General features: G+C 73.3%; 20 protein-coding genes. 14 read left to right on the forward strand and 6 right to left on the reverse strand.

Going from position 1 to position 18,528, the window contains the following annotated elements; all coding sequences use genetic code 11:
* Positions 1-83: 83 nt before the first annotated feature.
* Positions 84-1,415 carry a histidinol dehydrogenase gene (hisD, locus tag Bra3105_RS16780; RefSeq protein WP_228357829.1) on the forward strand — a complete coding sequence of 444 codons (1,332 nt, stop codon included), beginning with the start codon at positions 84-86 and terminating at the stop codon, positions 1,413-1,415.
* Between the two features lie 60 nt (positions 1,416-1,475).
* Here hisD and Bra3105_RS16785 read toward each other — a convergent pair whose 3' ends face one another.
* The gene (locus tag Bra3105_RS16785; protein ID WP_228357830.1) at positions 1,476-1,958 is read right to left on the reverse strand and encodes a DUF3054 domain-containing protein; all 483 of its coding nucleotides are present in this window, start codon (positions 1,956-1,958) and stop codon (positions 1,476-1,478) included.
* A gap of 170 nt (positions 1,959-2,128) precedes the next feature.
* On the opposite strand from Bra3105_RS16785, the gene Bra3105_RS16790 reads away from it, so the two are divergent.
* The 7 genes from Bra3105_RS16790 (at position 2,129) to Bra3105_RS16820 (ending at position 7,171) form a co-directional block, all read left to right on the forward strand.
* The gene (locus Bra3105_RS16790; RefSeq protein ID WP_228357831.1) at positions 2,129-3,307 is read left to right on the forward strand and encodes a histidinol-phosphate transaminase; all 1,179 of its coding nucleotides are present in this window, start codon (positions 2,129-2,131) and stop codon (positions 3,305-3,307) included.
* Positions 3,304-3,930 carry an imidazoleglycerol-phosphate dehydratase HisB gene (gene hisB, locus Bra3105_RS16795; protein ID WP_228357832.1) on the forward strand — a complete coding sequence of 209 codons (627 nt, stop codon included), beginning with the start codon at positions 3,304-3,306 and terminating at the stop codon, positions 3,928-3,930. The genes Bra3105_RS16790 and hisB overlap by 4 nt, the downstream gene beginning before the upstream one ends.
* Entirely contained in the window at positions 3,927-4,541 is a 615-nt protein-coding gene (locus tag Bra3105_RS16800) for a hypothetical protein (protein WP_200501732.1), read from the forward strand. Before hisB ends, Bra3105_RS16800 begins: the two co-directional genes overlap by 4 nt.
* A complete protein-coding gene (hisH, locus tag Bra3105_RS16805; protein ID WP_228357833.1) occupies positions 4,538-5,242 on the forward strand; it encodes an imidazole glycerol phosphate synthase subunit HisH in 705 nt (234 codons plus the stop codon). Before Bra3105_RS16800 ends, hisH begins: the two co-directional genes overlap by 4 nt.
* Positions 5,239-5,394, forward strand: coding sequence for a hypothetical protein (locus tag Bra3105_RS16810; RefSeq protein WP_193636179.1), 156 nt, complete (start codon positions 5,239-5,241; stop codon positions 5,392-5,394). The genes hisH and Bra3105_RS16810 overlap by 4 nt, the downstream gene beginning before the upstream one ends.
* Positions 5,395-5,483: 89 nt before the next feature.
* Positions 5,484-6,218, forward strand: coding sequence for a bifunctional 1-(5-phosphoribosyl)-5-((5-phosphoribosylamino)methylideneamino)imidazole-4-carboxamide isomerase/phosphoribosylanthranilate isomerase PriA (priA, locus tag Bra3105_RS16815; RefSeq protein WP_200501729.1), 735 nt, complete (start codon positions 5,484-5,486; stop codon positions 6,216-6,218).
* A gap of 107 nt (positions 6,219-6,325) precedes the next feature.
* A complete protein-coding gene (locus Bra3105_RS16820) occupies positions 6,326-7,171 on the forward strand; it encodes an SseB family protein (RefSeq protein ID WP_228357834.1) in 846 nt (281 codons plus the stop codon).
* A gap of 90 nt (positions 7,172-7,261) precedes the next feature.
* Here the strand turns inward: Bra3105_RS16820 and Bra3105_RS16825 are convergent, their stop codons facing one another.
* Positions 7,262-7,600: a DUF1844 domain-containing protein gene (locus Bra3105_RS16825; RefSeq protein WP_200502059.1), complete on the reverse strand. Its 339-nt coding sequence runs from the start codon at positions 7,598-7,600 to the stop codon at positions 7,262-7,264.
* A gap of 375 nt (positions 7,601-7,975) precedes the next feature.
* Between Bra3105_RS16825 and infC the strand changes: the two genes are divergently transcribed.
* From infC to Bra3105_RS16845, 4 genes are all read left to right on the forward strand, one after another.
* The gene (gene infC / locus Bra3105_RS16830) at positions 7,976-8,689 is read left to right on the forward strand and encodes a translation initiation factor IF-3 (RefSeq protein ID WP_228359683.1); all 714 of its coding nucleotides are present in this window, start codon (positions 7,976-7,978) and stop codon (positions 8,687-8,689) included.
* 58 nt (positions 8,690-8,747) lie between these two features.
* Complete coding sequence (gene rpmI, locus Bra3105_RS16835) at positions 8,748-8,942, forward strand: 50S ribosomal protein L35 (RefSeq protein ID WP_152351945.1); 195 nt, start codon at positions 8,748-8,750, stop codon at positions 8,940-8,942.
* Between the two features lie 64 nt (positions 8,943-9,006).
* Positions 9,007-9,387: a 50S ribosomal protein L20 gene (gene rplT / locus Bra3105_RS16840; RefSeq protein ID WP_152351946.1), complete on the forward strand. Its 381-nt coding sequence runs from the start codon at positions 9,007-9,009 to the stop codon at positions 9,385-9,387.
* 22 nt (positions 9,388-9,409) lie between these two features.
* Positions 9,410-10,261: a TrmH family RNA methyltransferase gene (locus Bra3105_RS16845; protein ID WP_228357835.1), complete on the forward strand. Its 852-nt coding sequence runs from the start codon at positions 9,410-9,412 to the stop codon at positions 10,259-10,261.
* Positions 10,262-10,269: 8 nt separating this feature from the next.
* On the opposite strand, the gene Bra3105_RS16850 is transcribed toward Bra3105_RS16845, so the two are convergent.
* From Bra3105_RS16850 to Bra3105_RS16865, 4 genes are all read right to left on the reverse strand, one after another.
* Entirely contained in the window at positions 10,270-11,970 is a 1,701-nt protein-coding gene (locus Bra3105_RS16850; protein WP_228357836.1) for an HNH endonuclease, read from the reverse strand.
* Between the two features lie 200 nt (positions 11,971-12,170).
* A complete protein-coding gene (locus Bra3105_RS16855) occupies positions 12,171-12,788 on the reverse strand; it encodes a hypothetical protein (RefSeq protein WP_228357837.1) in 618 nt (205 codons plus the stop codon).
* A gap of 9 nt (positions 12,789-12,797) precedes the next feature.
* Positions 12,798-13,418, reverse strand: coding sequence for an MBL fold metallo-hydrolase (locus Bra3105_RS16860; protein WP_228357838.1), 621 nt, complete (start codon positions 13,416-13,418; stop codon positions 12,798-12,800).
* The gene (locus tag Bra3105_RS16865) at positions 13,415-14,512 is read right to left on the reverse strand and encodes an S-(hydroxymethyl)mycothiol dehydrogenase (RefSeq protein ID WP_200501722.1); all 1,098 of its coding nucleotides are present in this window, start codon (positions 14,510-14,512) and stop codon (positions 13,415-13,417) included. Before Bra3105_RS16865 ends, Bra3105_RS16860 begins: the two co-directional genes overlap by 4 nt.
* Positions 14,513-14,703: 191 nt before the next feature.
* Between Bra3105_RS16865 and pheS the strand changes: the two genes are divergently transcribed.
* Complete coding sequence (pheS, locus tag Bra3105_RS16870) at positions 14,704-15,813, forward strand: phenylalanine--tRNA ligase subunit alpha (protein WP_228357839.1); 1,110 nt, start codon at positions 14,704-14,706, stop codon at positions 15,811-15,813.
* A gap of 1 nt (position 15,814) precedes the next feature.
* A complete protein-coding gene (gene pheT, locus Bra3105_RS16875; protein WP_228357840.1) occupies positions 15,815-18,433 on the forward strand; it encodes a phenylalanine--tRNA ligase subunit beta in 2,619 nt (872 codons plus the stop codon).
* The last annotated feature ends 95 nt before the right edge of the window (positions 18,434-18,528 follow it).

The raw sequence follows: 18,528 nt of genomic DNA on the forward strand, positions 1-18,528 counted from the left end.
CCGCGGCCGCGAGGGCTCGCCCTCCCCGTCCCAGGCGTCGGGCCGAGGGGGCCGGTGCGCGGGCATCCTCCTAGACTTCCCCCATGTCCTTCCTCTGCGTGACCGACCTGCGCGGGACCCGTCCCGGCCCCGCCGAGCTCGCCGCCTCCCTGCCCCGTCCCGAGGTCGACGTCGCCGCGGCGGCCGAGGCCGTCGCCCCGGTGATCGAGGACGTCGCGACGCGCGGCGCGGCCGCCGTCCTCGAGGCCTCCGAGCGCTTCGACGGCGTGCGGCCCGAGCACCTGCGCGTCCCGCCCGAGGAGATCGCGCGTGCGCTCGCCGAGCTCGACCCTGCGGTGCGCGCGGCCCTGGAGACCGCGATCTCGCGGGTCCGCGCCGTCGACGCCGCCCAGGTGCGCGAGCCCGACAGCGTCGAGGTGGTCCCCGGCGGACGCGTCACCCAGCGCTGGGTGCCCGTGCGCCGCGTGGGCCTGTACGTCCCGGGCGGCCGCGCCGTCCTGCCCAGCTCCGTGGTGATGAACGCCGTGCCCGCGCAGACCGCCGGTGTGGGAACGATCGTGCTCGCCTCCCCGCCGCAGAAGGAGTTCGGCGGCCTGCCGCACCCCACGATCCTCGCGGCCTGCGCCCTGCTGGGGATCGAGGAGGTCCTGGCCGTCGGCGGCGCGCAGGCGATCGCCCTGCTCGCCCACGGCGCCGACGATCTCGGCGACGGCCGTGCGCTCGAGGGCATGGACCTCGTGACCGGCCCCGGGAACGTCTACGTCGCGGCGGCGAAGCGTCTGGTGCGCGGCATCGTCGGGATCGACGCGGAGGCCGGGCCGACGGAGATCGCGATCCTCGCGGACGCCTCCGCCGCGCCCCGCCTGGTCGCCGCCGACCTCATCTCGCAGGCCGAGCACGACCCGATGGCCGCCGCCGTGCTGGTCACGGACGACGAGTCCCTCGTCGGCCGCGTCGAGACGGAGCTGGAGGCCCAGGTCCCCGCGGCCGAGCACCACGAGCGGATCGCCGAGGCGCTGCGCGGGCGCCAGAGCGGCGCGATCCTCGTGGACGACATCGAGCAGGGCCTCGCGGTCGTCGACGCCTACGGCGCGGAGCACCTCGAGATCCAGACGGCCGACGCGGCCGGCGTCGCCGCGCGCGTCACCAACGCCGGCGCGGTGTTCGTCGGCCCCTTCAGCCCGGTGAGCCTGGGCGACTACGCGGCCGGCTCCAACCACGTGCTGCCGACGGGCGGCACCTCGCGCTTCGCCGGAGGGCTCGGCGTGCAGTCGTTCCTGCGCGGCATCCACGTCGTCGAGTACGACGAGGACGCGCTCGCCGCGTCACGGGAGGCGGCGACGACGCTCGCCCGCTCCGAGGGCCTGCCGGCCCACGGCACCGCGGTGGACGTGAGGTTCGCGCCCGACGCGTGAGGGTCGGGCGCGTCGACCGGAGAGCGGGGAAGTGCTTCCGCCGGGGCTCGCCCCGGGTCCTCAGGAGTTGTCGGCCTTCTCGGCGACGGTCCTGGCCTCGGCGGCCTTCTCGTCCTCGGACCCGGTGGTGTCCGTGGACCCGGCCCCCGTCTCGAGATCTGCCTCGTCCACGACCTCGACGACCCTGCGCTCGCCGCGCGTGAGGAAGGTCGCGATCGCGCGCCAGCCGAGCATGAGCACGCCGAGGACGATCGAGGTGACGATCACGAAGGACACCTCGGTGCCGGCCTGCATGAGGGTGCGCACGGCCATGGCGCCGACGATCGTGATCGCCCACACGAACACGCCCTGCGGCCAGATGCGGAAGGGCGCGCGCCAGGTCTGCGCGGCCAGATGGCCGACGAGGAGGGCGGCCGCGAAGGGCCAGCCCACCAGCACGAGATTCTGCGTCGAGATGTCGTAGCCGTGCTGGAGCAGGCCGATCGCGACGAAGAGGACCACGGCGAGGACGTCGCCGATCAGGGCACCGAGGAAGCGAAGCACCGCGCCAGGGTACCGACCCGCGGGTGGTCGGGCGCTGGGAGCGTGGCGGGACGCACGTGCGCGGGGCGGGGAGCGCCCGGCGACGAGGTGCCCGAGCAGGACCGACGGCGGTCGGTTCCGCGCACCGGGCGGCGCGGATCCCACCAGGTCCGGACCTCTACGATGGGGCCATGCCCACCTCGAGCCGACCCGACCCCGCCGCGCCCGGCGCCGATCCCGCAGATCCCATCGCGCGCCCGGGGATCCCGCCGCGCCGCGAGGACCTCGCGGGCGTCGAGCCGTACGGGGCCCCGCAGATCGACGTGCCGCACCTGCTGAACGTCAACGAGAACCCCTTCGGCCCGTCCGCCGAGCTCGCCGCCGATCTGGGACGCGCGGTGCAGGAGGCGTCGGCCGGCCTGAACCGCTATCCCGACCGCGAGTTCACGGCCCTGCGCGCCGATCTCGCCGAGTACCTCGCCGCGGAGTCCGGGGTCCCTGCGCCCGCGGTCGAGGCGGTCTGGGCGGCGAACGGCTCGAACGAGGTCATGCACCAGCTGATGCTCGCCTTCGGCGGGCCCGGCCGGACGGCGCTCGGCTTCGCGCCGCACTACTCGATGTACCCGGAGTATGCGCGCGACACCTTCACCCGCTGGGTCGTCGCCGACCGGGGCCCCGCCCCGGACTTCGCGCTCGACGCGGACGACGTGCGCGAGGCGATCTCCGCGCACCGTCCGCACATCGTCGTCCTCACCAGCCCGAACAACCCGACGGGAACGGCGCTCGACCCGGAGGTCGTGCGCGCCGCCGCCGAGGCGCTGCTGCCCAGCTCGGGGATGCTCGTGGTCGACGAGGCCTACGGCGAGTTCCGGCGCGACGGCGTGCCCAGCGCCCTCGAGCTGCTCGGCGAGTTCCCGAACCTCGTGGTCACGCGCACGATGTCCAAGGCCTTCGCGCTCGCCGGCGGGCGCCTGGGGTATCTGGTCGCGGACCCGCGGATCGTCGACGCGGTCCGCGTGGTGCGCCTGCCCTACCACCTCTCGGCCGTCACGCAGGCCGTCGCCCGCACCGCCCTCGCGCACCGTGAGGAGCTGCTGGGGCAGGTCGAGCGGCTGCGCGCCGAGCGCGACGCGCTCTTCGATCACCTCGTCGAGCGCGGTCACGTCGTCGCCCCCTCGGACGCGAACTTCGTGTACTTCGAACCGCTCCTGCACCGGGCCGCGAGCCGCCACGAGGTGTGGGAGGCTCTGCTCGAGCGCGGCGTGCTCATCCGCGAGGTCGGGCCCGAGCCCTGGATGCGGGTCTCCGTCGGCACGCCCCAGGACAACGCCGCATTCCGCACCGCCCTCGAGGAGGCCGACCCCCGATGACACAGATCCCCGACGCGCCCCGCGCGCACCGCACCGCGAGCATCTCGCGCACCACTCGCGAGTCCGGCGTCGAGGTGTTCCTCGACCTCGACGGCAGCGGCCAGGTGGACGTCTCGACGACCGTGCCGTTCTACGACCACATGCTCACGGCGCTGGGCACCCACGCGCGCTTCGACCTCACCGTGCGCGCGAGCGGCGACACCGACATCGACGTCCACCACACGGTGGAGGACACCGCGATCGTGCTCGGCCAGTGCCTGCGCGAGGCCCTCGGCGACAAGCGCGGCATCACCCGCTTCGGCGAGGCCACCATCCCGCTCGACGAGGCGCTCGCCCACGCCGTGGTCGACGTCTCCGGCCGCCCCTACTGCGTGCACACCGGCGAGAGCGAGGCGCAGGCCCTGCATCTCATCGGGGGGCACTTCACGGGGTCGCTGACCCGGCACGTCCTGGAGTCGCTGTCCTTCCACGCGGCCATCTGCCTGCATATGCGCGTGCTCGCCGGTCGGGACCCGCACCACATCGTCGAAGCCCAGTTCAAGGCCCTCGCCCGGGCCCTGCGCGCCGCATGCGCGCCCGATCCGCGCGTCGCCGACATCCCCTCCACGAAGGGAGCACTGTGAGCACCGCAGAACCGCCCCGCCCCTCCGGCGGCGACGACGACATCGACGCCGAGTTCGCGCGCCTCACCCAGGGCCTCGACCTCGGAGGCGACGTCGAGGACGCCGCAGAGGAGTCCGAGCCCTTCACCGTCGAGGACATCATCGGCGGCGGGGACGACGAGGAGCCCGCGATCGCCGTGGTCGCCACCTCCGTCGCCTCCGCGAAGGCACTCGCCGGCGCGATCCGCCTGGGCCGCGAGGCCCGCACCGACGGCGCCGACATTCCCGCCGGCGCCCGCGTCCACGACACCGGCATGGGCGCCATCGCCGTCGGCGCCCTCCAGGAGGACGCCGCCCACGAGCTCGCCGCCGTCACCTCGACCGCCCTGCAGCGCAACGGCGTCGTCCTGTTCTGGCGCAAGGGCGACCGCATGACCGCCACCCGCTACAAGGCGGGGGAGCGCGGGGACGACGTGTCGCCCGCGATCGTCATGGGAGCGATGGACGAGGTCGTGGAGCAGCTCATGCTCGGCTCGGCCGACGTCGCCACCCTCGGCGAGGGCTACGACCCCGCCGTCCTCACCCGTGACGAGGCGCTCGCCTGGATCGCGAAGGGACGCAAGGGTCGATGAGCGGGAGCGAGAACAGCCCCTCCCCGCAGAGCGACGTCCCTGCGCCGCGCGTCGTCGTCCTGGACCACGGCAGCGGGAACGTCCGCTCCGCCGTGCGCGCCCTCGAGGCCGCCGGCGCTGACGTCGAGCTGACCGCCGATCGGGATAGCGCACTCGGAGCCGACGGGCTCGTCGTCCCCGGTGTCGGCGCCTTCGCCGCGACCGCCGCGCAGATCCGCGCCGTGGGCGGCGACCGCATCATCGAGCGCCGCCTGGCCGGCGGGCTCCCGGTGCTCGGCATCTGCGTGGGCCTGCAGGTCATGTTCGCGGCCGGCACCGAGCACGGAGAGCGCGCGGCGGGCCTCGATCAGTGGCCCGGCGAGATCACCCGCCTCGAGGCCGACGTCGTCCCGCACATGGGCTGGAACACGGTCGAGGTCCCCCAGGGCAGTCGGCTGTTCGCGGGCATCGAGGACGAGCGCTTCTACTTCGTCCACTCCTACGCCGCCCGCTCCTGGGAGCTCGAGTCGCAGCCGCCCATGCCCGACCCGCTGGTCACCTGGTCCGATCACGGCGGCGACCGCTTCGTCGCCGCCGTCGAGAACGGCGCGCTGAGCGCCACCCAGTTCCACCCGGAGAAGTCCGGCGGGGCCGGGACGCGTCTGCTGCGCAACTGGCTCGCGGGACTGCCGCGCCTCGCGACGAGGTCGGCCGCCTCATGATCCTCGCCTTCGTCATGCTCTTCGCCGGCGGGATGCTGCTCGGCGGCGCGTGGTCCTTCCACCGTTCGGGCAAGCCCTGGTGGCTGCGGATCCTGCTCCTCGTCCTCGGTCTCGTCTGCGTGGCCGTCTGCATCTGGCGCATCCAGACCTGACGCGCGATCCCGCCGGCCCTCGGGCCCTGTCCGCAGCCTCGACCGGCCCTTCCTCTCACCTCTCCCACCGTCCGTTCTCGGAGGACCCCATGACCAGCCCCGTTCTCGAACTCCTGCCCGCCGTCGACGTCCAGGACGGCCAGGCCGTCCGCCTCGTCCAGGGCGAGGCCGGCACCGAGACCAGCTACGGATCGCCTCTCGAGGCCGCCCGCACCTTCGAGCACGGCGGGGCGAGCTGGCTGCATCTCGTGGACCTCGACGCCGCCTTCGGACGCGGCAGCAATGCGAACCTGCTCGCCGAGGTCGTCGCGGCCGTCGACCTGCAGGTCGAGCTCTCCGGCGGCATCCGCGACGACGCGAGCCTCACGGCCGCGCTCGCGACCGGGTGCCGCCGCGTGAACCTCGGCACCGCCGCCCTCGAGAACCCGGAGTGGACGGCCGAGGTCATCGCCGAGCACGGCGACCGCATCGCCGTGGGCCTCGACGTGCGCGGCTCGACGCTCGCCGCCCGCGGCTGGACCAAGGAGGGCGGCGACCTCTGGGAGGCGATCGAGCGCCTCGACGCCGCCGGCTGCGCCCGCTACGTCATCACCGACGTCACGAAGGACGGCATGATGAGCGGCCCCAACGTGGACCTGCTGCGCCGCGTGTGCGAGAGCACCGACGCGAAGGTCGTGGCCTCCGGCGGCATCTCCTCGCTCGACGACCTCGCGGCGCTGCGGACCCTCGTCCCCGAGGGCGTCGAGGGCGCGATCGTCGGCAAGGCCCTCTACGCCGGCGCGTTCACCCTGCCCGAGGCCCTCGAGGTGGCGGGGCGCCCGTGACGCCCGCGGGAGAGGTGCCCGATCCATCGAGCCGAGAGGCGCCCGGCCCGTCGAGCCGAGAGGCGCCGGATCCGGCCGGTGGAGCCGCGCCGGACCCGGAGAGCACCATGGGCGGGCGCACCCTGCCCGCGCACTTCCGCGAGAAGTCGCGCTTCACCGACACCGCGGGCACCAGCTGGGCGGGCCGTGACTACACCACGAGTCCCTTCCCCGAGGACGACGGCACCACGCCGCGCCCCGTCGCCGAGGCGCTCGACGCGCTCACTGCGGGGCGCGACCCCTCCCGGCGGCACCTGGTCGCCGCGCTCGCGGGCAGCCGCGTGCTCGTGCCGATCATGGCCGTCGCCACCGAGGAAGGCACGACAGCCCACGGCCTGACCGGCGACAACGGGGCCGACATGGCGATGGTCTCCATCACCGCGCCCGACGGCTCGCGTGTGCTGCCCGTGTTCACCTCGGTCGTCCAGCTGCAGCGCTGGCAGCAGCGGGCCCGGCCCGTTCCCACGCCCACCGCGCAGGCCGCCCAGGCGGCCGTGCAGGAGGGCATCACCCAGCTCGTGCTCAACCCCGCCGCGCAGGCGGAAGGGGGCGGGGTCGACGGGACGGGAAGCCCGGGCCCGGCAGGGGCGGACCCTGCGGCCGACGCGTGCGGACCCGTCCTCCTGCAGCGCTCCGTGCTGTGGGCCCTCGCACAGGGTCGGGACTGGGTTCCCCCGCACGAGGACCCCGACGTCGCTGCGGAGCTCGCGCGCATCGCCGACACCCTGCCGGAGGTGCTCGCGCTCGCGCCGCGCCCCGGCGAGCGCGCCGAGGTGGACCTGCTGGTGCGCCTGCGTCCGGGTCTCGACGCGGCCGACGTGCAGAGGGTCGTCGGGGCGCTCGGGGAGCACCTCGGCGCCTCGATGCTCGTCGCGGACCGGGTGAGCTCGCTCAAGCTGACGCTGGGCCGGTGAGCACGCCCGGGTGGACGCCCGGAGAGTGGTGGCGGTCGCGTCGGCCGCTTCGGTCACGTCGGCCGCGTCGTTCGACGAGCCGACGGGGAGTCAGCTGACGCGGCCGGTCCACTTCTCGCCCGGCGCCCGTCCCGGCTCGTCGGGGAATGGCAGGGCCTCCGCGAAGGCGAGCTGCAGGGTGCGCAGGCCGTCGCGCAGCGAGCGCGCGTGCTCGTTGCCGACCTCGGGGGAGGCGGCCGTGACGAGCCCGGCGAGCGAGGCGATGAGCTTCCGCGCCTCATCGAGGTCCTGGTAGTGGCCCGTCGCCTCGTCCTCGGCGAGCCCGATCTTCACGGCGGCGGCGCTCATCAGGTGCACGGCCGCGCTCGAGATGATCTCGACGGCCGCGACGTCGGCGATGTCGCGCGCAGCGTCGGAGGCGATCCCGATCTCGGCATCCTGCGGAGCGTGGGCCGCGTGGTCATGACCCGCGTGCTCGTGCGCGCCGCCGTCGGAGGAGCCGTGCGCCCCCTCGAAGCGGAAGGACTGGGGGACCTCGGGGGCGCCGGCGGTCCCGGGGGAGTACGCGTCGTCGGCGGGGCTGGCGGGGGTGCCGAGGTCGGGCATGTCGTTCACAGGGTCCTTCACGAGGTCGAGGGGAGGGGCGACGCATGTCACGGGGCGCGGCGTCGTCCTCCTGGTAGCATAGGGGACCGGAACATGACGTTCCCCTTTGCAAGTGGAGCCTCTCCCACCTCGCGGCGTGCAGTCGTCGGGGTCGTGTCGCAGCCTGACGTCCGCGTCGGCGGCGCGCCCGTGCGGCGCGTGCACTCGAGGCCTCCACATCCGTGTGGGGGCCTTCGTCATGTCGTCGGACACCGAGGTGAGGAGACACCCATCAGCGAACAGCGCATCAATGGCCAGATCAGGGTCCCGAAGGTCCTGCTGGTCGGACCCAATGGCGAACAGGTCGGCACCGTGCGTGTCGAGGACGCCCTGCGGCTCGCCGCGGAGGCCGACCTCGATCTCGTCGAGGTCGCCCCGGGCGCGAACCCGCCCGTGTGCCGTCTCATGGACTATGGCAAGTACAAGTACGAAGCCAACATGAAGGCGCGCGAGTCCCGCAAGAACCAGACCAATACGCTCCAGAAGGAGATTCGTATGGGTCTGAAGATCGATACCCACGACTACGAGACCAAGCGTCGCAACGTGGAGAAGTTCCTCGCCGGCGGTGACAAGGTCAAGGTCATGGTGCGCTTCCGCGGCCGCGAGCAGGCTCGTCCCGAGCGCGGCATCCAGCTGCTGGGCCGGATGGCGGAGGACGTCTCCGAGCTCGGCTTCGTCGAGTCCCACCCGCGCCAGGACGGCCGCACCATGGTGATGGTCCTGGGCCCGGTGAAGAAGAAGTCCCAGGCGCGCGCGGAGGCCCGCAAGCGCCGCACCGACGCCGAGAAGGCCGCCGCCAAGGAGCCCGCCTCCGAGGACGCCGCGACCGCCTCGTCCGAGGACTCCGGCAGCACGCCGGACCCCCAGTCCTGATCGCTCGCCCGCACCCCGCGTGCGGGCCCACGATCCCATTCAGAAGGAGAACAGGCTGATGCCGAAGAACAAGACCCACTCGGGCACCAAGAAGCGCGTCCGGGTGACCGGCTCCGGCAAGCTCATGCGCGAGAAGGCGAACGCTCGCCACCTGCTCGAGCACAAGAGCTCCACCCGCAAGCGCCGTCTGGGCAGCGACACGAACGTCGCGAAGTCCGACGCCAAGCGCGTGAAGAAGCTTCTGGGCCGCTGAGCCCCCTCGCGGGATTCCTGAGTTCCCGCACCATCGAACTCGAACACCAGCGAAGGAGAATCACGTGGCACGCGTGAAGCGGGCGGTCAACGCCCAGAAGAAGCGTCGGGAGATCCTCGAGCAGGCCAGCGGCTACCGCGGGCAGCGCTCGCGTCTGTACCGCAAGGCGAAGGAGCAGGTGCTCCACTCGCAGACCTACAACTACCGCGACCGCAAGGTCCGCAAGAGCGACTTCCGTCGTCTGTGGATCCAGCGCATCAACGCTGCGGCGCGCGCGAACGGCATGACCTACAACCGCCTCATCCAGGGCCTCGGGCTCGCGGGTGTCGAGGTCGACCGTCGCATGCTCGCCGAGCTCGCGGTGAACGACGCGCCGGCCTTCGCCGCGCTCGTGCAGACCGCCAAGAGCGCCCTGCCGAAGGACGTCAACGCCCCCGCGGCCTGACCCTCGACAGTCGGCTCGCACGATGAGCACCACGGAACGCCCGGACAGCTGGGCGATCACCTCCCCGAGATCAGATCGGGTGAAGAGGATCGCCGCGCTGTCCGGGCGTTCTGCTCGTCGTAAGCAGGGGCGGTTCCGCGTCGAGGGCCCGCAGGCCGTCCGCTCGCTCCTGCAGCATTCCGCCCCGCTCGTGCGGGAGCTGTACGTCACCGCCGACGGTGCCTCGGCGCATCCCGACATCCTGGAGCTCGCGGACGCGCACGCGATCCGCCCCCGCGACGTCGACCCCTCGATCCTGCGGGCGATGACTCGCGGCGAGGAGGACGGCGCCGCCGCATCCATGGCAGCACCGCAGGGCGTCCTCGCCGTCGCTGACCTCCCCTCGCCGTCGCTCCGGGCAGTGCTCGACGCCCTCCCCGACGGGCCGGTCACGGCCCTCGTCCTCCACGGCATCCAGGACCCCGGGAACGCGGGCACCCTGATCCGCGCGGCCGACGCCTCGGGGGCGCGCGTGGTCCTCGCGACCACGGGCACCGTGGACCTGTACTCCCCGAAGGTGGTCCGCTCGGCGACCGGCAGCCTCTTCCATCTGCCCGTGGTCGCCGGGATCGCCCCGGAGGAGCTTGCGCCCGCCCTGCACGGTGCGGGCATCTCCGTGCTGGCGACCAGCGGGTACGCCGATCACGACCTCTTCGCGACAGAGCTCCCCGAGCGTGCGGCATGGGTCATGGGCAACGAGGCCCACGGTCTGCCGCAGGAGGTGCTCGATGCGGCCGACCTCGCCGTGCGGATCCCGCTCGCGGGAGACGCGGAGTCCCTCAACGTCGCGATCGCCGCGACCGTCTGCCTCTTCGAGACCCTGCGCCGACGCTGAGCGCGCGACTACGCCACGGCGCCGTGCTCCTCGAAGGGGTCGACCGTGCCGGCGATATGGTCCGCGAACTCGATGAGTCGCGCACTGCTGATCGGATCCAGCTCGATCATCCGTTCCACATCACCCTCCTGCTCATCGACCGGGAACTCGTCCGGAGCGAAGGCAGGGAGCATGAACACGCTCGCGGGCGGGGTCCGGTGCGGGACGACGTCCCGAGAAGGGTCGACGTCCCTGTGGGAGTCGCCGTCCCCGCGCAGGGCACGGCGCAGCGGGGGAGCACTGCTCGCATAGCTGCGTCCCATCGGGGTCGTGATCTCGTAGGCGCGGGACGGAGCCCGGGCCGGCGGCGCGTGCGGAGGTCCGGATCCGCACTGCTCGGCGTCCTCGAGGGTGCCGCTCCAGCCGGGCAGCTCCATGAGGTAGTTGCACCCTTCGCAGCGGGCGACGCCGTTGGCGACGACGGTCTCACCGCCGTCCGCATGCCGCACGACGTGGTCGATGTGGCGGGCGCGGGCGTCGCAGAACGGCGTGCGGCAGTGCTGATCGGCCATCTCCACGAAGCGCCGCTCGCTGCCGGTGAATCGTCGTCGGCCGGCATCGGCGTCCCGCAGGCGCCCGGAGACCGGATCGGTGTACAGGCGGCGGATGAAGCGCGCAGGGTCTGCGGGGAGCTGCGGGTCGGGCGACTCCGGATCCTTCGCATTCCCTGACCCCTGCGTCGCTGCGAGCGCGAGCCGGCGGGCGATCGCCGCGGGCATGGGGTGCCCTTCGACCCACGCGGTGTCCTCGCCGCCGGCGAGCAGCGAGCCGTCGGTCATCAGCAGCTGGATCTCCACGTCAACGTCCTCGGGGCGCTCGAGTCCCGTGGTCCGTCGGAAGAGCGCATCGGCCATGTGCTGGCCCCTCGTGCCTTCGACGCCGGCGGCCCGCGCGCTCGAGGCGGCGTCGTCGAGCGCTTTGTACACGGCCACGCCCTGGACGAGGGGGAGCAGCGCGCTCACACGCACCACCGCGTCGGAGACGGGACGGATCGAGACGTGCCGTTCACCGACCTCGCGCTCATGGCGGGCGAGCGCGGCCCGCTGGTCGATCTCGTCGGCGCGGGCCCTGGCCATCCCGCCCGCGCGGCGCGGTGAGACCTCCGGCAGGTGCTCGGCCACGGAGTCGTCGACGCGCGCGCGGTCCTCGTCGTCGAGGCAGAGCACGGCCTTGGCGACCTCGTCGGCCGACCAGCGCGAGATCTCGCCCCGCGCGAGCAGCCCCAAGGTCCGCGGGAGGGTCTCCACGATCACCCGGTCCAGGGCGAGCTGGTTGCCGGTGCGCGCAGGCGAGGCGTGCCGGGCGAGGGCGAGCTCGTGCGCGAGCCCCTTGCCGATCGCCTCACGCGGGATCCCGTCGTCCCGCTGCTGGGCGATGCGCGCATCGCGGAACGCGACGGAGGCTCGCATGTGCACCGCATCGGTGCGCGAGCGCAGCCGCTCGCTGACGGCGACCGCGTCGAGGAGCGCCTCGGGGAGGGACAGGGCCGACGTCCCGGCGGGGGTGGGGACATCATCGGTGAACGATCCCTCGGACTCCGACGCATCTGCATCGACCTCAGAGAGGATCTCCTCGGCGCGCTCGACGAGGCTCGCGGCGGATTCCAGGAGGGCGAGCGCGTGCGCCGCGCGGGCCGCGTGCTGCGGCAGGGGCGTGGCCGTGTGCGTCATCGACGTCACCTCCCGTCCGCGTCATCGCTGGTCATCCGGGTCACCGGGCGGACCGTCGGCGGAAGCCGATGCCGTCATCCGATGCTGTCCTCAGACTCTACGAGGACGCACCGACATTCGACGCCGCGGGACGCGGGATGTGGAGAACGCGCGCTGGGGAGGAACCGTGCGAGGCGGCCCGCCGCCCCGCGATCCGTCCCTCATCGACGGTCGCCGACCACCCGCGTCGCAGCGATCCGGTCGTGGATCCCCCGGCCGGAGCCCAGCATCACGGTGCCCACGAGCGCGATGACCACGCCGTAGAGCAGCACCGTGGCGACCATCGTCCCCGCCGCCCCGGTGTCGAAGTCGCCGTAGACCGCGCCGACGGCGACCACATGTCCCAGCTGCCACGGGATCGCGATCTTCACGAGATTCCGGACGAAAGCGCGGGCGAAGGGGACGCGTGCCCCATCGGGCCCATCCGCCCCGTCCGGCCCGCCCGGCCCACCTCGCATCGTCTCGAGGCGCAGGCCCTCGCGCCGCTTCCCCCACGTCGATGCTCGCGGGCCGGACTCGGCGCGGGCCGCCCACAGCGCCGCGAGCAGGGGCGGGATCGCGCTCGAGACGAGGGCGACGGCGCGTGCGGTGCCGGCGTCCCCGATGTGCATCGCGAGCGGAATCCCGATCGGGAGCATCGCCGCAGGCAGCACGAGGTATCCCACGCAGTCGCGCGCGTAGGCCCGTGCACGGCGGACGAGGAGCGGGGCGAGCAGACGGCCCATCGGGCCGCGCCGCTCGCCGCGATGCCGCGCATCCTCGCGCTCCTCGTCGCCCATGTGCTCACCTCACAGCCAGTCGCCCCGCGCGGCCTCGATCTCGGCGCCGATCGTCGTGTCCGGGCCGTGCCCGGTGTGGACGATGGTCTCCGGAGGAAGCGCGAACAGGCGCTCGCGGATCGATTCCTCGATCGTGGGCCGGTCGCTGAAGGAGCGGCCGGTCGCGCCGGGGCCGCCCTGGAAGAGCGTGTCCCCGGTCAGCACGCAGTCGAGCGCCGGGACGCGGTAGCAGACGGAGCCGGGGGAATGGCCGGGTGTGGAGATCGCCTCGATGTCGGTCCCGGCGACGGTGAACTCGTCGCCGTCGGCCACGTCCCCGTCCCAGGGCAGGTCGCCGTGGGTGAGCTTCCAGACCTCGGCGTCCGCAGGGTTCAGCAGCACGGGAGCCTCGAGCGCCGTCGCCAGCTCAGGAGCGAAGCGCACGTGGTCGTCGTGCGCATGGGTGAGCAGGATGCCCACGCACTCGCGATCGCCGACGAGCGCCCGGATCGCGTCGACGTCGTGCGGGGCGTCGAAGACGACGCACTGCTCGTCGTCGCCCAGGACCCACACGTTGTTCTCGACGTCGAAGGTCTCGCCGTCCAGCGTGAAGGTGCCGGAGGTCGTCGTGTGATCCAGCCGCGCCGTCATCGGTTCACCACCACGGTGCGCAGCACGTCGCCGTGATGCAGCGAGTTCAGCGCGTCCTCGACGCCGCCCAGATCGGTGGTGCCGGTGACGAAGCGCTCGAGCGGGAGGCGCCCCTGCAGGTAGAGGTCCGTGAGGTAGGGGAAGTCGCGCTCGGGCAGGCAGTCCCCGTACCAGGCGGACTTGAGGGACCCGCCGCGGCTGAACACGTCGGCCAGCGGGATCGTGAGCTCCGCATCGGGGTGCGGCACGCCCACGAGCACGACGCGACCGGCGAGGTCGCGCGCGTAGAACGCGGTCTCGTAGGTGGAGGGGATGCCCACGGCGTCGATCACGACGTCGGCCCCGAATCCGCCGGTGAGCTCCTGGACCCTCTCGACGATCTGGTCCCGGTCGAGGTCCTTGGTGTTGATGGTGTGGGTCGCGCCGAGGTCGGACGCGGCCTGCAGCTTCTCCTCGACGATGTCGAGGCCGATCACGGTGGTCGCGCCCGCGAGCACGGCACCGGCGATCGCGGCGCTGCCCACGCCGCCCAGGCCGATGACGGCCACGGTCTCGCCGCGCTGCACGTCGCCGGTGTTCAGGGCCGCGCCGAGGCCTGCCATCACGCCGCAGCCGAGCAGGCCTGCGACCTCGGGGCGGGCCTCCTCGGAGACCTTCGTGCACTGCTTCTCGTGGACGAGGGTCTTGTCGGCGAAGGCGCCGATGCCGAGCGCGGCCTCGAGCTCGGTGCCGTCGGCGAGCGTCATCCGCTGCGAGGCGTTGTGGGTGGCGAAGCAGTACTTCGGCTGGCCCCTGCGGCAGGCCCGGCAGTCGCCGCACACCGCGCGCCAGTTCAGGACGACGAAGTCTCCGACGGCGACGTGCGTGACCTCGTCGCCGATCGCCGAGACGCGCCCGGCGGCCTCGTGGCCGAGCAGGAACGGGAAGTCGTCGGTGATCGCGCCGTCGCGGTAGGCGAGGTCGGTGTGGCAGACACCGCAGGCCTCGATGTCGACCACGACGTCGTGCGCCCCGGGATCGGGGATGACGATGTCGGTGAGCTCCGCCGGCTCGTTCGGATGGCGAGCGATGACGCCCTTGACGGTCGTGGGCATGGTGGGGCTCCTTCCGCTGGTGGTGGTTCCCGGCCAGCCTATCGGCCGGGTCCGCCCGACGAGCCCTCCTGCGGGCGGGTCGGCGCGGTGCGCGCAGCCCTCCTAGAATGGTCCGCGGTGCGGCGGGGCCGACGGGCGATCCCCCGCGGCGCGCCACCCGCACATCAGCCCACCGGACGAAAGCGATACCCGTGTCCGAGACACCTCCCAGCCCCGACCCCGCGGCCGTCACGATCGACGAGCCGACGATCGGCGCCGCCGTCGACGCCGCGCTCGCCGCGATCGCGTCGGCGGGCAGCACCGCCGAGCTCAAGCAGGTCCGCATCGACCACGTCGGCGACGCGAGCGTGCTCTCGCGCGCGAACGCCTCGATCCGGGACCTGCCCAAGGACCAGAAGGCCTTCGCCGGCAAGCTCGTCGGCCAGTCGAAGGGCCGCGTCCAGCAGGCGCTCGCGGCCCGCCAGGCCGAGCTCGCCGAGGCCGAGGAGGAGGCCGCGCTCGCGCGCGAGACGGTCGACGTCACGGTGCCCGTGAATCGTCGTCCGCGCGGCGCCCGTCACCCCATGCGCACCCTCCAGGACCGCATCGAGGACTTCTTCGTCGGCATCGGCTGGGAGATCGCCGAGGGCCCGGAGATCGAGACCGGCTGGTTCAACTTCGACGCCCTGAACGCCGACCCGAACCACCCCTCGCGCTCGCTGCAGGACACCCTGTACGTCGCACCCGAGGACTCGGGCCTGCTGCTGCGCACGCAGACCTCCCCGGTGCAGATCCGCGCCATGCTCGAGCGCGGCGCCCCGCTGTACATCGCCTGCCCGGGCACCGTGTACCGGGCGGACGAGTTCGACGCGACCCACTCGCCGATGTTCAACCAGGTCGAGGGCCTCGCGATCGACAAGGACCTGACCATGGCGAACCTCGTCGGCACGCTCGACGCCTTCGCCGCCGCGATCTTCGGCGGGCGCCCGATCACGCGCCTGCGCCCGAACCACTTCCCGTTCACCGAGCCCAGCGCGGAGATGGACTTCCGCTGCTTCAGCTGCGAGGCGCGACTGGGTCTGGACCACGACGCCGACCCGGCCTGCCGCGTGTGCGGCGGCACCGGCTGGATCGAGATGGGCGGGTGCGGCATGGTCCACCCGAACGTGCTGCGCTCGGCGGGCGTGGACCCCGAGGAGTACCAGGGCTTCGCCTTCGGCCTCGGCATCGAGCGCATCCTCATGCTGCGCAACGGCGCGGACATGCGAGACATCGTGGAGGGCGACGTCCGCTTCTCCCAGCACTACGGGACGGAGATCTGAGATGCCCCGCATTCCGCTCACCTGGCTCGCCCAGCACGTGACCCTTCCCGAGGGCGCGAGCGCCCTGCAGGTCGCGACCGACCTCTCGCGCGTCGGCCTCGAGGAGGAGGCGATCTTCGGCACCCAGGTCACCGGGCCGCTGGTCGTCGGCCGCGTCCTGGACCTGGTCAAGGAGCCCCAGAAGAACGGCAAGACCATCAACTGGTGCCGTGTCGACGTGGGCCCCGAGCACAACGAGGCGCAGGACGACCCGAAGGATCCCCAGCCCGGCGAGGAGCGCCCGAGCCGCGGCATCATCTGCGGCGCCCACAACTTCGTCGAGGGCGACCTCGTGGTCGTCTCTCTGCCCGGCACCGTGCTGCCCGGGCCGTTCGAGATCGCCGCCCGCAAGACCTACGGCCACGTCTCCGACGGCATGATCTGCTCGGGCGACGAGCTGGGCCTGGGCCCGGATCCCGACGGCGAGGACGGCATCATCGTGCTGGGCCGCGGCCACGCCCGCGGCCTCACCGGCGAGCCCGGGGACGACGCGATCGCGCTGCTGGGCCTCGGCGAGGAGGTCGTCGAGATCAACGTGACGCCCGACCGCGGCTACGCCTTCTCGATGCGCGGGGTGGCCCGCGAGTACGCCCACGCCACCGGCGAGGCCTTCACCGATCCCGCCCTCGAGGTCGAGGTCCCCGCGGCCGACGGGCCGGGCGTCGAGGTGCGCCTGTCCGACGAGGCACCGATCGACGGCCGCCCCGGCTGCACCCGCTTCGTCGCGCAGGAGGTCACGGGCATCGACCCGACCGCCCATGCGCCGCGGTGGATGCAGCAGCGCCTGGTGCTCGCGGGCATGCGCCCGATCTCGCTCATCGTGGACGTCACGAACTACGTGATGCTGGATCTGGGCCAGCCCCTGCACGCCTACGACGCCGCCGAGCTCGTCGCGCCCATCACGGTGCGGCGCGCGCACGCGGGCGAGAAGCTCGGGACCCTCGACGACAAGCCCCGGGCACTGGATCCCGAGGACCTCGTGATCGCCGACGCGGGCGCGGGCGACCGCGCGATCGGCATCGCGGGCGTCATGGGCGGGGCCTCGACCGAGGTCTCGGCCGCGACCACGGACGTCGTCCTCGAGGCCGCGAGCTTCGACCCGGTCACGGTGGCCCGCTCCGCGCGCCGCCACCGCCTGCCCAGCGAGGCCTCCAAGCGCTTCGAGCGCGGCGTGGATCCGCAGCTGCCCGCGATCGCCGTCACCCGGGCAGCGCAGCTGCTCGCCGAGCACGGCGGCGGGATGGTCTCCGCCGCCCGCACCGACGTCGGCGCGGAGTCCGCGCAGGGGGCGGCCGCGATCGTCCTCGAGGTCGGCGCGCCCACGCGGCTCGTGGGCGTCGAGTACACGAGCGCGCAGGTCCGCGAGGCGCTCGAGAAGATCGGCTGCACGGTCGAGGACGGCCCGGTGGGCGACGGCTCCGCCGAGGGGTCGGCGGACGGCGGGCCGAGCTTCCTCGTCACCCCGCCCAGCTGGCGCCCCGACCTCAGGATCCGCGAGGACCTCATCGAGGAGATCGCGCGTCTCCTCGGCTACGAGCAGATCCCCTCGGTGCTGCCGCAGGCACCCGGCGGAGCGGGCCTCACCCGCGCGCAGAAGAGCCGCCGCTTCGCGGCCCGCGCGCTCGCCGAGGCCGGTCTCGCCGAGGTCCTCTCCTTCCCGTTCGTGCCGCAGGGCGTGTTCGACGAGCTCGGCTACGGGGCCGATGACCCGCGCCGCGACGCGGTGCGCCTGCTGAACCCCCTGGCCGACGACGAGCCGCTGCTGCGCACCGAGCTGCTGCAGACCCTGCTTCCCGTGGCACGGCGGAACCTGGGCCGTGGCCAGGAGTCGCTCGCCCTCTTCGAGGTCGACGCCGTCTCCCGCGCGGGATCGGGCCCGATCGCGCCGCTGCCGGCCGCGCAGCGCCCCACGGACGCACAGCTCGAGGCCGTGCAGGCGGCCATGCCCGTGCAGGCGCGCCACCTCGCCGCGATCCTCGGCGGAGCCAGCGGGCCGGACTCGTGGTGGGGGAGCGGCAGGCCCTGGGACTGGGCCGATGCGATCGACCTCGCCCACCGTGCGGCGGCCGCCGTCGGCGCCCGTCTCGAGGTGCGCGGCCGCGAGCACGCGCCCTTCCATCCGGGCCGCTGCGCCGAGCTGCGCACGGTCGACGGCACCGTGGTCGGGTACGCGGGCGAGCTGCACCCGAAGGTCGTGAAGGGCTTCGACCTGCCCGCACGCACCTGCGCGATCGAGCTCGACCTCGAGCAGGTCATCGCCGCGGCCCCCGCGGTCGTGTCCGCGGAGCCCGTCTCGACCTACCCGCTCGCGAAGGAGGACTTCGCGTTCGTCGTCGAGGACTCCGTCCCCGCGAGCGCCGTCGAGGCCGCGATTATCGCCGGCATCGGCGACGTCCTCGAGAGCGTGCACCTGTTCGACGTCTTCACGGGCGACCAGGTCGGCGAGGGCAGGAAGTCGCTGGCCTTCGCGGTGCGGCTGCGCTCGCAGGAGGGCACGCTGTCCGCGAAGGAGATCGGGGCGGCGCGCGAGCGCTGCGTGCAGGCCGTCGCGAACGCCGTGGGCGGCGTGCTGAGGGCGTGAGCACAGCGTGAGGCCGCTCGGAAGGTGCTGTTGAGCGGTGAACGGAGGCGGAGCGCGACCCCAAGGTCGCGCTCCGCTTCTGCGTTCGGTCGCTG

This window comes from Brachybacterium halotolerans subsp. kimchii, assembly GCF_020792675.1.
Lineage (GTDB): Bacteria > Actinomycetota > Actinomycetes > Actinomycetales > Dermabacteraceae > Brachybacterium > Brachybacterium halotolerans.